This window comes from Vibrio amylolyticus, from assembly GCF_023145695.1.
In the GTDB taxonomy this organism is placed as follows: Bacteria; Pseudomonadota; Gammaproteobacteria; order Enterobacterales; family Vibrionaceae; genus Vibrio; species Vibrio amylolyticus.
In genome coordinates, this window is the sequence record NZ_JAJHVV010000004.1 from 57,070 (window position 1) to 71,282 (window position 14,213).

General features: G+C 43.2%; 14 protein-coding genes and 9 tRNA genes. 19 read left to right on the top strand and 4 right to left on the bottom strand.

From position 1 onward, the window contains the following. The first annotated feature begins 32 nt into the window (after nucleotides 1-32). Genes KP803_RS07110 through hemW form a run of 5 tightly spaced genes read left to right on the top strand, consistent with a single transcriptional unit; the run spans nucleotide 33 to nucleotide 3,176 of the window. The gene (locus KP803_RS07110; protein WP_248008160.1) at nucleotides 33-590 is read left to right on the top strand and encodes a YggT family protein; all 558 of its coding nucleotides are present in this window, start codon (nucleotides 33-35) and stop codon (nucleotides 588-590) included. Next, a complete protein-coding gene (yggU, locus tag KP803_RS07115) occupies nucleotides 590-898 on the top strand; it encodes a DUF167 family protein YggU (RefSeq protein WP_248008161.1) in 309 nt (102 codons plus the stop codon). The genes KP803_RS07110 and yggU overlap by 1 nt, the downstream gene beginning before the upstream one ends. 38 nt (nucleotides 899-936) lie before the next feature. After that, nucleotides 937-1,368 carry a DUF4426 domain-containing protein gene (locus tag KP803_RS07120; protein ID WP_248008162.1) on the top strand — a complete coding sequence of 144 codons (432 nt, stop codon included), beginning with the start codon at nucleotides 937-939 and terminating at the stop codon, nucleotides 1,366-1,368. 32 nt (nucleotides 1,369-1,400) lie between these two features. Then, on the top strand, nucleotides 1,401-1,991 hold the full coding sequence (locus KP803_RS07125; RefSeq protein WP_248008163.1) for an XTP/dITP diphosphatase: 591 nt from the start codon (nucleotides 1,401-1,403) through the stop codon (nucleotides 1,989-1,991). Nucleotides 1,992-2,003: 12 nt separating this feature from the next. After that, nucleotides 2,004-3,176 carry a radical SAM family heme chaperone HemW gene (gene hemW, locus KP803_RS07130; RefSeq protein WP_248008164.1) on the top strand — a complete coding sequence of 391 codons (1,173 nt, stop codon included), beginning with the start codon at nucleotides 2,004-2,006 and terminating at the stop codon, nucleotides 3,174-3,176. 65 nt (nucleotides 3,177-3,241) lie between these two features. Here hemW and KP803_RS07135 read toward each other — a convergent pair whose 3' ends face one another. Continuing rightward, nucleotides 3,242-4,339, bottom strand: a complete 1,098-nt coding sequence (locus KP803_RS07135; RefSeq protein WP_248008165.1) for a DUF1254 domain-containing protein — start codon at nucleotides 4,337-4,339, stop codon at nucleotides 3,242-3,244. Between the two features lie 170 nt (nucleotides 4,340-4,509). On the opposite strand from KP803_RS07135, the gene KP803_RS07140 reads away from it, so the two are divergent. Beyond that, complete coding sequence (locus KP803_RS07140; RefSeq protein ID WP_248008166.1) at nucleotides 4,510-5,433, top strand: LysR family transcriptional regulator; 924 nt, start codon at nucleotides 4,510-4,512, stop codon at nucleotides 5,431-5,433. Nucleotides 5,434-5,436: 3 nt separating this feature from the next. Here KP803_RS07140 and glsB read toward each other — a convergent pair whose 3' ends face one another. After that, nucleotides 5,437-6,357 carry a glutaminase B gene (glsB, locus tag KP803_RS07145; RefSeq protein ID WP_248008167.1) on the bottom strand — a complete coding sequence of 307 codons (921 nt, stop codon included), beginning with the start codon at nucleotides 6,355-6,357 and terminating at the stop codon, nucleotides 5,437-5,439. A gap of 95 nt (nucleotides 6,358-6,452) precedes the next feature. After that, nucleotides 6,453-7,172: a tRNA (guanosine(46)-N7)-methyltransferase TrmB gene (gene trmB, locus KP803_RS07150; protein ID WP_248008168.1), complete on the bottom strand. Its 720-nt coding sequence runs from the start codon at nucleotides 7,170-7,172 to the stop codon at nucleotides 6,453-6,455. 165 nt (nucleotides 7,173-7,337) lie between these two features. Here trmB and mutY point away from each other — a divergent pair, with 165 nt between their 5' ends. From mutY to KP803_RS07215, 13 genes are all read left to right on the top strand, one after another. Beyond that, nucleotides 7,338-8,399 carry an A/G-specific adenine glycosylase gene (gene mutY, locus KP803_RS07155; protein WP_248008169.1) on the top strand — a complete coding sequence of 354 codons (1,062 nt, stop codon included), beginning with the start codon at nucleotides 7,338-7,340 and terminating at the stop codon, nucleotides 8,397-8,399. Nucleotides 8,400-8,411: 12 nt separating this feature from the next. Continuing rightward, complete coding sequence (locus KP803_RS07160) at nucleotides 8,412-8,684, top strand: oxidative damage protection protein (protein WP_248008170.1); 273 nt, start codon at nucleotides 8,412-8,414, stop codon at nucleotides 8,682-8,684. A 106-nt stretch (nucleotides 8,685-8,790) separates the two neighbouring features. Then, nucleotides 8,791-9,942, top strand: a complete 1,152-nt coding sequence (gene mltC, locus KP803_RS07165) for a membrane-bound lytic murein transglycosylase MltC (protein ID WP_248008171.1) — start codon at nucleotides 8,791-8,793, stop codon at nucleotides 9,940-9,942. A 103-nt stretch (nucleotides 9,943-10,045) separates the two neighbouring features. Continuing rightward, nucleotides 10,046-10,121 (top strand) — tRNA-Phe (locus KP803_RS07170). 63 nt (nucleotides 10,122-10,184) lie between these two features. Next, nucleotides 10,185-10,260: transfer RNA gene (locus KP803_RS07175), tRNA-Thr, on the top strand. Nucleotides 10,261-10,267: 7 nt separating this feature from the next. After that, nucleotides 10,268-10,343, top strand: a tRNA-Phe gene (locus tag KP803_RS07180). Nucleotides 10,344-10,399: 56 nt separating this feature from the next. Further along, nucleotides 10,400-10,475 (top strand) — tRNA-Asn (locus KP803_RS07185). A 309-nt stretch (nucleotides 10,476-10,784) separates the two neighbouring features. Next, nucleotides 10,785-12,407: a methyl-accepting chemotaxis protein gene (locus KP803_RS07190; RefSeq protein ID WP_248008172.1), complete on the top strand. Its 1,623-nt coding sequence runs from the start codon at nucleotides 10,785-10,787 to the stop codon at nucleotides 12,405-12,407. Between the two features lie 222 nt (nucleotides 12,408-12,629). Continuing rightward, a tRNA-Phe gene (locus KP803_RS07195) sits at nucleotides 12,630-12,705 on the top strand. A gap of 59 nt (nucleotides 12,706-12,764) precedes the next feature. After that, a tRNA-Thr gene (locus KP803_RS07200) sits at nucleotides 12,765-12,840 on the top strand. A 42-nt stretch (nucleotides 12,841-12,882) separates the two neighbouring features. After that, nucleotides 12,883-12,958, top strand: a tRNA-Asn gene (locus KP803_RS07205). 40 nt (nucleotides 12,959-12,998) lie between these two features. Further along, nucleotides 12,999-13,074, top strand: a tRNA-Thr gene (locus tag KP803_RS07210). Between the two features lie 29 nt (nucleotides 13,075-13,103). After that, nucleotides 13,104-13,179: transfer RNA gene (locus KP803_RS07215), tRNA-Asn, on the top strand. A gap of 247 nt (nucleotides 13,180-13,426) precedes the next feature. On the opposite strand, the gene KP803_RS07220 is transcribed toward KP803_RS07215, so the two are convergent. Next, nucleotides 13,427-14,167 carry a 1-acylglycerol-3-phosphate O-acyltransferase gene (locus tag KP803_RS07220; protein ID WP_248008173.1) on the bottom strand — a complete coding sequence of 247 codons (741 nt, stop codon included), beginning with the start codon at nucleotides 14,165-14,167 and terminating at the stop codon, nucleotides 13,427-13,429. Nucleotides 14,168-14,213 lie beyond the last annotated feature (46 nt).

The window sequence follows — 14,213 nt, forward strand, 5'->3', positions numbered from 1 at the left end:
CAAACGATTTCACTTTGTCTTAAGGACTAGTTATGAGCTCAATGAGTTTTTTAATTTCAACGTTATTTGACCTATACATCATGGTTGTCATGTTGCGTATCTGGCTACAAGCTTCGCGCGCTGATTTCTATAACCCGTTTTCACAATTCATAGTTAAAGCGACTCAACCCGTTGTTGCGCCGCTTCGCCGTGTGATCCCATCCATTGGCAGCATCGACCTAGCAACCATTCTATTTGCCTACGTGCTTTGCGTACTTAAGTTCGTTGCGTTGGTACTGGTAAACTCCAGTGGCGCATTTGTATTTAGTGCTGATTTCCTATTTTTAGGTTTACTGTCTCTGCTAAAGGCAGCAGGTGGCCTTCTATTCTGGGTTCTACTGATTCGAGCAATTTTAAGCTGGGTAAGCCAAGGTCGTAGCCCAATTGAGTATGTATTCCATCAATTAACCGAGCCAATGCTTGCACCAATTCGTCGAATTCTGCCGGCAATGGGTGGCTTTGACTTGAGTGTTCTGGTTCTGTTTATTGGTCTACAATTTGCGAATTTCTTGATGGGTGACTTAATCGGTCCAATCTGGCATCAACTATAATGCCTTTAGCCGCTTGTAAAGATTTGGCGGCTTGGAAAGACGGCCACGATATTGTTTTAAGGCTCTACATTCAGCCTAAAGCAAGTCGAGACAAAATCGTTGGCGTGCATGGCAATGAACTGAAAATTGCCATTACCGCTCCTCCTGTTGATGGGAAAGCGAACGCACATTTGACTAAGTTTCTTTCCAAACAGTTTAAAGTCGCGAAAGGGTTAATTGATATAGAAAAAGGTGAGCTTGGGCGGCATAAACAGATAAGAGTTCAAAGCCCAACTCTCATCCCTAGCGATATCGAAGCCATCTTATGATGGCTTTTTAATTTGTGAATTTAGATAAGGAACGCTTAATGACTCAATGGATCACCTTACTTATTAGTGCTCTACTCGTCGCACCAACGTGGGCAGGGCAATTTACGACAATTAAAGATGTCGAAGTACACTACTCCGCCTTTAACTCCACCTTCCTCACCAAAGAGGTAGCGACCAGTTACAAGCTAAAGCGTAATGGTTACTCTGCCATTTTGAACATCAGCGTGTTGGATAACTCTCAATTAGGTAAACCAGCAACGACAGCGGAAATATCCGGCAGCGCACGAAACCTTATTGGCCAAACTCGCCAGTTAACGTTTCGAGAAATAAAAGAAGCCGATGCCATCTACTATCTCGCTGAATTTCCTATCAGTAACGAAGAAGTGCTTACATTTAATATTGATGTACACGCAGGGAATGCAGGGGCAGGACCGTTGACGTTCCAACAAAAATTCTATGTTGAAGAGTAAATATCTCTCCATCCAATACATTTGAGAAAATCATGAAGAAATTAGTATTAGCAACAGGCAATCAAGGCAAGGTTCGTGAAATGGCAGACCTTTTATCAGACTTCGGTTTTGATGTGGTCGCTCAAAGTGAATTTAACGTTTCAGACGTTGCTGAAACGGGTACTACGTTTATTGAAAATGCCATTATCAAAGCTCGCCACGCCGCAAAAGAGACCGGGCTTCCGGCTATTGCCGATGATTCAGGACTAGAGGTCGACTTTCTTCAAGGCGCACCTGGTGTTTACTCAGCACGTTATGCTGGCGAAGGAGCTACCGATCTTGAGAACCTAGAAAAACTACTTGAGGCAATGAAAGATGCCCCACAAGATCAGCGCACTGCCCGCTTTCACTGCGTTTTAGTGCTAATGCGTCATGAAAATGACCCAACTCCAATTGTGTGCCACGGTAAATGGGAAGGTAGCATTCTAACGAAACCTGAAGGTGAAAATGGTTTTGGTTATGACCCAATTTTCTACGTACCAGAAGAAAGCTGTGCTTCGGCATTACTGGACTCAGTACGTAAGAAGCAGCTTTCTCACCGTGGCAAAGCGCTTAAAAGCCTGTTTTCTGCACTTGAAAAGTAAGTGACCGACACAATGCTAAAACCACCAGCACTTAGCTTGTATGTACACATCCCTTGGTGTGTACAAAAATGCCCATATTGCGATTTTAATTCACATGCGTTGAAGGGGAACATTCCAGAGCAAGAATATATCGCTGCGCTTCTCGAGGATCTTGATAGCGATATCGAACGCTATCAACTTAACGACAATATACGTCCAATTCATTCAATCTTCATTGGTGGTGGTACTCCTAGCCTTATTTCCGCGGAAGGTATCGATAGCCTATTGCGAGGAATTGAGTCTCGAATTCCATTTAAACGTGACATAGAAATCACCATGGAAGCGAACCCAGGGACCGTTGAAGCAGAGCGTTTTACTGGCTATAAAGCGGCGGGCGTCACTCGAATATCGATTGGCGTACAGAGCTTTGAACAAGAGAAACTAGAGCGTCTTGGTCGTATCCATGGGCAGCAAGAAGCGGTAAAAGCGGCACAGTTAGCGCACAAGATTGAGCTTACCAGCTTTAACCTTGATTTAATGCACGGCCTACCTGATCAAAGTATTGAAGAAGCTCTGAGTGACCTTGATAAAGCGATAGCACTTAATCCTCCGCATCTCTCGTGGTATCAGCTCACCATTGAACCGAACACTCTGTTTTACTACAAAACACCGACTCTTCCCGATGATGATGACCTGTGGGATATTTTTGAACAAGGACATCAAAAGCTCAGCGATGCAGGTTATGTTCAATACGAAATTTCTGGCTACAGTAAACCTGAATTTCAGTGCCAGCATAATTTGAATTACTGGCGCTTTGGCGATTATTTGGGTATCGGTTGTGGTTCGCATGGAAAACTCAGCTTTGCAGATGGGCGTATCGTTCGCACTACTAAAGTTAAGCATCCAAAAGGGTATTTAGCCGCTTATCAAAATCTCACCAAACCTTACTTAACGGGCGAAAGTTTAGTTGAAGATGAAGATCGACCCTTCGAGTTTTTCATGAATCGTTTTCGTTTAATGGAAGCGTGTCCGAAGCAGGACTTTATTGATACAACCGGGCTAAGCCTAGAAAGCATTAAACCTATGACCGAGTGGGCGATTGAAAAAGGGTACTTGATTGATTCAGATCTGAATTGGCAGATCACCGAGAAAGGTAAACTATTTTTCAACGACTTGATTGAAGTATTTATGCCTGATAGCGAATAAAACAAAAAAAGCGAGCAACTAAATGCTCGCTTTTTTTTACTATTTTAAACCATGGCTAAGAGAAATTATTTCTCTACGCGCTGTAGTACTGGAACTTGGTATTCATACATCGCTTCAACGTCAGGCTGGTATGCACGAACCATGAAGTGCCAGTTATCATCTGGAGTTGCTAGGAAGTTCATTCCTTCAACCGCACACTCAGGTGCACCAAACATGATTTCAAAAGTACCGTCTTCATTCTCAAGCCAGTTATGGTGATAAGTACCGACAGACGTTGCGGCATCAGCATAGTCCGTCATTAGGTAACGATCGTGGCCGTAAACCGTTACAGAGCCAAATGCGCCGTGTGGGATCGATTCGAACTTACCGTAGTAACAGTCACCACCTTTCGCCTCAGGGAAGCCATTGGTGTACATTGCAGTAGAATGGTGAGAAAGACCAAATGAGTTTGCAATAACATACGTTGTTGCTTCCCAGTTTTTGATGTCATCTAGCGAGTAACCGACCCAGCCAAACGGAGTGTCAACATCTTGGAATGCTTCAACAAGCTCTCCACGCATCTCTAGCATTAGTGCAGAATCAAACTCAACGATGTTAACTTCGCCTTCCCCTTCAGAGTTAATTGCTAGCTGTGGTTGGTACTCTTCCACAATGTGGTTAGCATCTTCTGGTGTTGCTGTGGTACCAATACGGATACCTACGATCACGTAGTCGGTGTTAATGTCTTCCGCTTTAAACGCATACTCACCGCCACCGGTTTGGTAATCTACATATGTATGGTTAAAGTCTTGTACTTGAATAGAAATGAAACGATCGCCAGTATCTGGAACCGTTACTGAGAAATCATGACGCGCATCAACAACCGCTACAGAGTAAATCGTGTCTTGGTTTGGTGATACAACCCAAACCATGTCTTTAGTTGAAAGTTCTTTAAAGTGGAAAAACTCATTCACACCAACTTGTTGTTGGAACAAGTTTGCGAAGAATTGGTGCTCCATGTGGATGTACTCAATTGGGCTTACGCCCCACTTTTCTTGAGTATCAACAGCCCAACCTTCAGAGCTAACCGTTGGAATATTGTCTCCTAACATAGGAACTTGAGTTTGTGCAGTTGCACCGAATGCTACGGCACTGATTGCCATCGCTAGAGCTAATTTTTTCATCATATCACCATTGGGAACAGTTATTTTCTATCCATGATGTTATAGCGATGCTTAGGCGTTCTGAAGCGAATATATCGACTTCATTACTTTCCAAAATGGAATGTTAGGGCTAACATAATTGCGTACTTTAGCTTCAATACTTTCCCAAATGGAATAATGGTAGCAATAATATGATTGATGAGCGTCACCTACTTAGCCTAGATCTTAATCTGTTACTTCTTTTAAAAATCATAGGAGAAGAGAGAAATAGCCGTAAGGCGGCGGAAAGAATGTTCGTGACTCAATCGGCAGTCAGTAAAGGGCTGAAAAAACTCAGGCATCAACTTGGCGATGACATGTTTGTTCGAAATAAGAATGGATTAGAGCCCACTGAATATTGTGAGCAAATCTTGGAACAACTCCCTGATGTGATCAATTCTATCGGGGAGATGCTGAGCAACAAAGCAGACGTCTTTGATGACACATTTTCAGGCTCAATCTGCATTGCAATTAGCCCCACATTCTATAAACCCTATAGCACAGCAATCATTCGACATTTCAATTCTTTAGTCCCTAATGCGACACTAAAAATTGTGAATTGGACATGGCAAACTGAGAATGACCTTATCAATAAGAATGTCCACTTAGCGATCAATTACTACCCTTTAGATATATCGAAATCGATTATCCAAAAACCAGTGTGCGACATTGATTTCAAATTCTGCGTCCGTAAAGAGCACCCTTTAACGAAATCTCCGCATACGTTGTCAGAGTTTTCCCATTTCCCTTTAGTGCTCGCTATTCAACCTAGCTTTGCGAATCAAAAGAGTCACGTTGAACGAATATTCGATGAATCAGGGCTTCAAACTCGCGTAAGCTTCCAGTCTGATCAAATTACGTTATGCTATGAAAAACTAAAGATCAGCGATGGGTTTATGCCTATACATAGTGGCGCAGAGCAAGAGTTACCGGCAGAGCTCCAACTGATTGACATCCCATTTGACGAATTGCCTTTTCGACGTTTTGGTATCTACTACCCAACGCCAAGTAAAGAGGCAAAAATAACCCGTTGGTTAGCTCAAGAAGTCTCATCTCTCCTAAAACGGTTTAACTAAGATCTAAAAGATAGAGCGACCAATTCGCTCAGATAATAGCTCAAGCGCCTGAGTACCAGCCAATGAGTTTCCAGATGCATCAAGCTCTGGAGACCAAACCGCAATACTCATTTCATTAGGCACAATGGCCACAATTCCGCCGCCAACACCCGACTTCCCAGGCATACCAACGCGATAAGCAAACTCTCCCGCCCCGTCATACAGCCCACACGTTGCCAACAGTGCATTCAACTGCTTGGTTTGTGTCGGAGTAATGATCTGTTTACCAGTCTGTACAGATGTCCCTTTATTGGCTAAGTAACTGAATGTCTTAGCGAGATCCACACAACTCATTTTGAGCGCGCAAGCATGAAAATAATTATTCAAAACAGGGATAACGTCATTTTCAAAATTACCAAATGAACGCATAAGATAAGCAATCGCTGCGTTTCTATCACTGTGCATCATCTCAGAGGCTGCTACGACCTTGTCGTAAACAATATGAGTATCACCAGAGAGCTGACGGACAAAATCCAACAAGCGCTGCCTAGGAGCTGATAGGCGACTTTGAAGAAGATCTGCAACTACAATCGCACCCGCATTAATAAACGGATTACGTGGAATACCCTGCTCCATCTCTAACTGAATCATTGAATTGAAGGCTTGCCCCGAAGGCTCTTTACCTACACGTTGCCAAATCTCTTCGGGTTGATACAAAGACATCGCCAAAGTAAGGCTGAGCGCTTTAGAGATAGATTGAATCGAGAACGCATCATCGGCATCCCCAGCTTTAATCACTTCACCTTGGTTGGTGTACACCGCAATCGCTAATTTATCATTGGCAATTTTAGCTAGCGCTGGGATGTAATTTGCAACTTTACCTTGACCAATTAACGGTCGAACTTCTTGTAAAATATCATCTAAAATTAACTGTGTTGGTTTCATTTAGCTCTCACTCGAACCGTTAAAGGCAACTCTCAAAGGGCAAAAAAGCCAACATTACATGCTGGCTTTTCTCAGTACTTAATCAAAATGAAAGATTAAGCGGTACGACGATATTTAATATCCCAAACACCATGACCTAAACGATGACCACGTGCTTCAAACTTAGTAAGAGGACGCTCATCTGGACGAGGGATATAATCACCATCAGTGGCAATATTAGTGAAACCTGGTGCTACTTTCATCACATCAATCATGTGCTCTGCGTAGTTTTCCCAATCAGTTGCCATGTGGAAAATACCGGTTTCAAGTTGAAGCTTGCCACGTACCATTTCCGCAAATTCCGCTTTAACAATACGACGCTTGTGGTGACGAGCTTTGTGCCAAGGGTCTGGGAAGAAAAGCTGTAGCGTATGCAGGCTATCGTTTGGAATCATGTGTTCGAATACTTCAACCGCATCATGACACATAACGCGTAAGTTAGTCACACCGACATCACGAGCCGTTCCTAAACATGCACCAACACCAGGGCTGTGTACTTCAATACCTAAGAAATTTTTCTCAGGGGCATTCTTTGCCATCTCAACCAATGAAGCACCCATACCGAAACCAATCTCTAGTACAACAGGGTTGTCATTGCCAAACACTTCACTCCAGTTAAGTAGCTCAGGGTTGTAATCGATGCCCATTGTTGGCCAGCATTCGTTCATCGCATTTTCTTGGCCTTTTGTTAAGCGGCCTTCGCGACGAACAAAACTACGGATCTTACGAACCAGTTTGCCGTCTTCAGTATATTCGTTGGTGGTCACTTCACTCATTGGTCTTTGCCTGCACATTGATTAATCAAAGCGGGGATTATCCAAAGAATCGCCTCGGGTGCAAGTCTTTCTACAGATAAATTCCCACACAATTTGTCGGTTTTACATCCAACCGTAATTGTGGTGCAATTTTAGACCTAATAAAAGAAAAACATCGAGTATGTCGTGACACCTTTCGCAAACGCCATTTTAGAATGGTATGACGCCTACGGGCGAAAAAGTTTACCGTGGCAACAAAACAAAACTGCCTACAGTGTTTGGCTCTCTGAAATCATGTTGCAGCAGACGCAAGTTACTACGGTTATCCCGTACTATGAACGCTTCCTAGAGCGCTTCCCAACGGTTGTCGACTTAGCCAACGCGAATCAAGATGAAGTACTTCACCTTTGGACGGGGCTTGGTTACTACGCCAGAGCGAGAAACCTCCACAAAGCCGCGAAAATTGTCGCGACTGAATACAAAGGTGAATTTCCACTTCAGATTGAGCAAATGAATGCCCTACCTGGCATTGGGCGTTCAACTGCAGCCGCTATTTTGTCGTCCGTTTACAAGCAGCCTCACGCCATCTTGGACGGCAATGTAAAAAGAACCTTGGCGCGCAGCTTTGCCGTTGATGGATGGCCGGGGCAAAAGAAAGTAGAAAACAAGCTCTGGGAAATCGCTGAAGCGCATACGCCCAATAGTGACGTCGATAAATATAATCAAGCAATGATGGATATGGGGGCAATGGTCTGCACACGAAGCAAACCAAAGTGCTCACTCTGCCCTATCGAGACTCTGTGTGTTGCAAATAAACAAAATAACCCCCTTGATTACCCGGGTAAAAAACCGAAAAAAGAAAAACCAGTGAAAGAGGCTTGGTTTGTTATTCTGCATAACGATAATCAAGTTTGGTTAGAGCAGAGGCCTCAATCTGGTATTTGGGGCGGGCTATACTGCTTTCCAGAACACGCTAATGAGAACATTGAACAGACACTGGATAAGCGCGCTATTCAAACTAAACATATTACGAGTCAGCAGACGTTAATCTCATTTCGCCATACATTTAGCCATTATCACCTCGATATCACACCAATATTGATTGAGTTGTCAAAACAACCTGATTTGATAATGGAAGAGGCTAAAGGTCTTTGGTATAACTTATCTCAACCAGATGAAGTCGGTTTAGCCGCACCAGTAAAACAATTACTGGAAAGCCTACCTTTCGAACTTCAATCATCAATTTAATAAGGAATCACTATGAGCCGTACAGTATTTTGTGCTCGTTTAAATAAAGACGCTGAAGGGTTGGATTTTCAACTTTACCCGGGCGAACTGGGTAAACGTATCTTTGACAGTATTTCAAAAGAGGCGTGGGCACAGTGGCAGAGTAAGCAAACGATGCTCATCAACGAAAAGAAACTCAACATGATGGATCCTGAGCACCGTAAACTTCTGGAAACTGAAATGGTTGCCTTTCTATTTGAAGGTAAAGAAGTTCACATTGAAGGCTACACACCACCAAGCCAGTAACCGGATATAGAGTGCGTTACTCGCCTAAAGAGCATCAAATTCATCGGTGCTCTTTATAACCTTCAGACACCAATTTTTTAGGGATTGATACCAATCTAGGGAATCTATGAAAAAGTTAGCCTACTTTTTTACAGCAGCGCTTGTGAGTGCAACAACATTAACCGGCTGTAGCCGAGAGTTTATAGAAAATATCTACTCCGTTAACTACGAGCCAACCAATCGATTTGCTACCAACCTCGCTGAACTTCCCGGTCAATTTGAGAAAGATCTAGGTGCACTTGATGCACTGATCAGCAGTTTTAGCGGCAACATAGAAAAACGCTGGGGTAGTCGCGAGATTAAAGTAGCCGGTAAAAGTAACTACGTAAAATACATAGACAATTACCTAAGTCGGTCTGAAGTGAACTTTGACAAAGGCACCATTATCGTCGAAACCGTCTCTCCTACCGACCCTAAAAAGCACTTAAAAAGCGCCATTGTCACCACCCTATTGACGCCTGATGATCCGGCAAATGTCGACCTATTTTCTTCCAAGAGCATTAAGCTTGAAGGCCGCCCATTTCTCTATGAGCAAGTTGTTGACCAAGATAAAAAACCGATTCAATGGTCGTGGAGAGCAAACCAATTTGCCGACTACCTGATCGCTAACCATTTGAAAACAAAAGATGTAGACTTTAAAAAAGCCTATTATGTCGAGATTCCTATGGTTGAAGATCAAGTCGAGATCCGAAGCTATCAATACGCTAGCATTGTTCGTCAAGCCTCGCAAAAATACGATATACCAGAAGATCTTATCTACGCCATCATCAAGACAGAAAGTAGTTTTAACCCTTATGCGGTAAGCTGGGCAAATGCCTATGGCCTGATGCAAGTTGTACCTAAAACAGCAGGTCGTGATGTATTCAAACTAGTAAAAAAGAAACCGGGTGAACCCTCGCCTGAATACTTATTTGATCCCGCAAAGAACATCGATACGGGTACGGCGTATTTCTACATCTTAAAAAATCGCTACCTAAAAGATATTAACCATCCACTCTCTCTCGAATACAGTATGATCTCAGCCTATAACGGCGGTGCTGGCGGTGTATTGAACACGTTTAATCGAAATGACCGTAAGAGAGCAATGCGCGATCTCAACTCACTACAGCCGAATCAAGTTTATTGGGCACTAACCAATAAACACTCAAATGCGGAAGCGCGCCGTTATCTAGAAAAAGTTACAAATTACAAGAAAGAATTTAACGCAGGCAAAACCTAAGCGACACATCTGGCTAAATAAGCGGCAGTTAATCACTTTTTTTGCATTTTTTAAAAAAAGCGGTTGACGAAGTGGAAGAAAATCCGTTTAATAGCGCTCCGTTGCCCGGATAGCTCAGTCGGTAGAGCAGAGGATTGAAAATCCTCGTGTCGGTGGTTCGATTCCGCCTCCGGGCACCACAATTTGATTTGTTGGTGTCTAAGTAAAATTAAACACGAACAGAAGCATTAAGAATTTAGTGTGCCGACTTAGCTCAGTAGGTAGAGCAACTGACTTGTAATCAGTAGGTCACCAGTTCGACTCCGGTAGTCGGCACCATTCTTTTGCCTCGATAGCTCAGTCGGTAGAGCAGAGGATTGAAAATCCTCGTGTCGGTGGTTCGATTCCGCCTCGAGGCACCATTATTTGGTGCTTAACAAATAATGGTCTTTTTAGACCTGATGTTGACACAGATAATTCCCCTTTAGTTCAGTTGGTAGAACGGCGGACTGTTAATCCGTATGTCGCAAGTTCAAGTCTTGCAAGGGGAGCCACTTTAAAGAAGGCCTCATCATTTGATGAGGCCTTTTTGCATTTCAGTACATTAAAAACCTCGAGCCTTTCTCAGTTTCACTCTAAACATCAACCATACTCAAACTGATATTTAACCCAATTAAGATATGAGCCGTTTGATAACAACACTTTAGTTCGAAACTTTTTTTGCGTTAGAAATTTAATCTCTATCATATTTTAGTGCTAAGCACATACTCGTGTCAGAATTTCTACACTATGATTAATTTTACATATCATTCCGATATGAACATTACCTAATAAAAACCACTACCTCAGTGGGGACAGAGCAAATGAAATTAAAAACACAAGCTTACATACTTTCCAGTCTTATCCTTATTGCCTTGCTTGCGTTAACAATGACGGGCCTTTGGACACTTCGTGTTGCGAGTAATCTCGATAATAAAGCACGCGTGACTGAACTCTTTAAAAGCGCCTACAGTGTTTTAACCGAAGTCGAAAAAATGGCGGCAGATGGCACACTCGATGACGACCAAGCAAAGCAGCTTGCAACCCGTCTTTTGCGTAATAATATCTATAAAGATAATGAGTACGTTTATGTTGCCGACGAGAATCTCATTTTTGTAGCCGCTCCTCACGATCCGGAAATTCATGACACCAGCTTTCACGACTTTAAAGATGGTAGCGGGAACAGCGTTGGTCAAATCCTCCTTAACGCACTTGGACGCTCTAACCAACTTGTCGAATACACCTGGACCCAAAAGCAAGCAGATGGGTCTATAGAAAGTAAACTCTCTATCGCTCAAAAAACCCCTCGTTGGAATTGGGTTGTTGGTACTGGTATCGGTTTTAACGAGGCAAATGCTCGATTTTGGGCAACAGCCCAATGGCAGCTATTCCTTTGCGTTATCATTGCAGGAGCCATCCTCACCATTGTTATTATCTCTATTCGCAAAATCCTTGCCCTACTCGGTGGAGAGCCTCAAGAAGTAAGCGACGCAGTTCAAGCTGTAGCCGACGGTAATATTCAAATATCTTTTGATAAGTCTGCACCTTCAGGCAGCATCTATCACGCCGTACAACAGATGAGCCGCTCACTCGCAGAGCTCGTTACCAACCTCGATAGTTCGATGCATGCACTACGTAACGAATTAAGCCAAGTAGAAGAGCGTGCAGGTAGCATTGCTTCGTTAACTGACACTCAGCAACAATCAACCGCAATGATTGCAACAGCAATGACTGAGATGGCCTCTTCAGCTAACAATGTGGCCGATTCAGCTCGTGACACGGCGAGCAATACTGATGAAGCGGATAAGCAGAGTCAGCATACTCAAAATCTAATTCACAACACGGTAGAAAACATTGAAGGCTTAGCGACGCAGCTTGGTACTGCAAGTCAGGCTGTTGCGGATCTCGATAACGACGTAAACAGTATTGTAAAAGTCTTAGACGTTATCGGTGATATTGCCGAGCAAACTAACCTACTTGCGCTTAACGCCGCCATTGAGGCAGCCCGAGCGGGTGAACAAGGTAGAGGCTTTGCTGTGGTTGCTGATGAGGTTCGTAATCTGGCAGGCCGAACTCAAGAGAGTACCAAAGAGATTCAGCAAATGATCAATAACCTTCAAGAAGGCTCACGTAATGCCATTAATACAATGGAAGTGTGTGCTGAAACGAGCCAAAGTACCGTTACTGAATCACAGAACGCGTCTGAAGCACTTCAGCAGATCGTAGTTGCATTAGAGTCAATTTCAGCGATGAGCCATCAAATTGCTACTGCAGCGGCTGAACAGACTCAAGTTGGTGATGACATTTCAAAACGAATCAATATGATCGAAGAGAGTGGAACGCAGCTTAGTGGCGTCGTTACTGAGAGCCACAACAGCACTCAAACTCTCACTTCTCTATCTAATGAATTAGAAACTTGGGTTAACAAGTTCACGATTAAGAAGTAATTTTCTTATCAGATAGCAAAAAGCACGCATTCTAGCGTGCTTTTTTTCTCTTTATTTCCACTTGCTTGTTCCCTTATCTCTTGCAGCAATAACCATATACTGTCGTTTAACTGCTCATAATGAATAAAAATGCCTCACTGAGTATAGAAAAACACCAAACGATATTTTTTTTGCAATTTAATGTTGACCTGAAAAGAGAAAAACCGTTTAATACACCTCGTCGCCCGGATAGCTCAGTCGGTAGAGCAGAGGATTGAAAATCCTCGTGTCGGTGGTTCGATTCCGCCTCCGGGCACCACAATTTAAAATTGCTGGTGTCTTGACATCGACAATTGTAAAGTAAGAAGAATATAGTGTGCCGACTTAGCTCAGTAGGTAGAGCAACTGACTTGTAATCAGTAGGTCACCAGTTCGACTCCGGTAGTCGGCACCATTCTTTTTATGCCTTCTCTGAATGTTGAGAAGTAAAATCTGTTCCCTTTTAGTTCAGTTGGTAGAACGCCGGACTGTTAATCCGTATGTCGCTGGTTCAAGTCCAGCAAAGGGAGCCACATTACAACTAACGTGAAAACGGTAGTTAAAAAAATAAGTGCCGACTTAGCTCAGTAGGTAGAGCAACTGACTTGTAATCAGTAGGTCACCAGTTCGACTCCGGTAGTCGGCACCACTTCTTTCTTTAAGAAGATAAAAATCTGTTCCCCTTTAGTTCAGTTGGTAGAACGGCGGACTGTTAATCCGTATGTCGCAAGTTCAAGTCTTGCAAGGGGAGCCACTTTTTAAGAGACCTCATCATTTGATGAGGTCTTTTTTTATGCTTGTCATTTTAATATCTCCTATCTCTCCCCCTAGAAATATTCCTGCTCTATGCTCCCTACGATCTAGGTTTGATTATTCATACGATGTGCTACCAAATCCGAAACAACACGCTTGCTCGTCTCCTGGTGCTTCTTCTTCAGAGTCATGATCATCAGGCATAAAAAAACCAGCAACATGTGCTGGCTTTTCGTTATGTCTAAAATTTAACTCTTTGCTGTTTGAGCTTGATTCAAGCTTTCTACTTCTTTATCCAGAGCTTCAAGCTTATCTTTCATCTGCTCACGGCAGTCATTGGCTAACTGACGAAGGTTCTCTTTACCATAGCCTTCTGTGCTTACAGGTGGCAGCATTTCAACAATGACATGACCATTATCCCAACGGTTTAGCTTAACGCCATCTGTAGAGCTACACACGATCGGAATGATAGGGACTTCAGCGCCGATCGCCGCATGGAAAGCACCAGTTTTAAATGGCAGTAGGCCACGGCCTCTTGAACGCGTCCCTTCTGGGAACATCCAAACCGACACACCACTCTTCTTAATGCTATCTACAACCTGATCAATCGTTCCTTTCGCTTTAGAACGGTTGGCGCGATCAATAAGAATATTACCCGTTAGCCAATAAAGCTGACCAAATAGTGGCATCCAAGCTAAGCTTTTCTTACCAACCGTGACTACCTTTGGTGTTACCGCTGAAGAGATGGTGAATAGATCCCAACTGTTTTGGTGGTTAGCGATGTAGACATGCTGGCCGCGATCATAAGCGTCTTCAGGGATGCGAAGCTCTAACTTAATACCGAATACTTTTGACATGCGGCCAAAGTATCGACCAAATGTGAATACGTGTTTAGGGTTGCGTGGGCTAAATAGACAGTAGCCGCAGCCAAAAACAAACATGACGACCGCAAAGATCGCCAAAGCCAATACACGTAATAGTGCAATCATTTCTGTTCTCCAATAGAACCTAATAAAAAAGCCGAAACGCTATGCC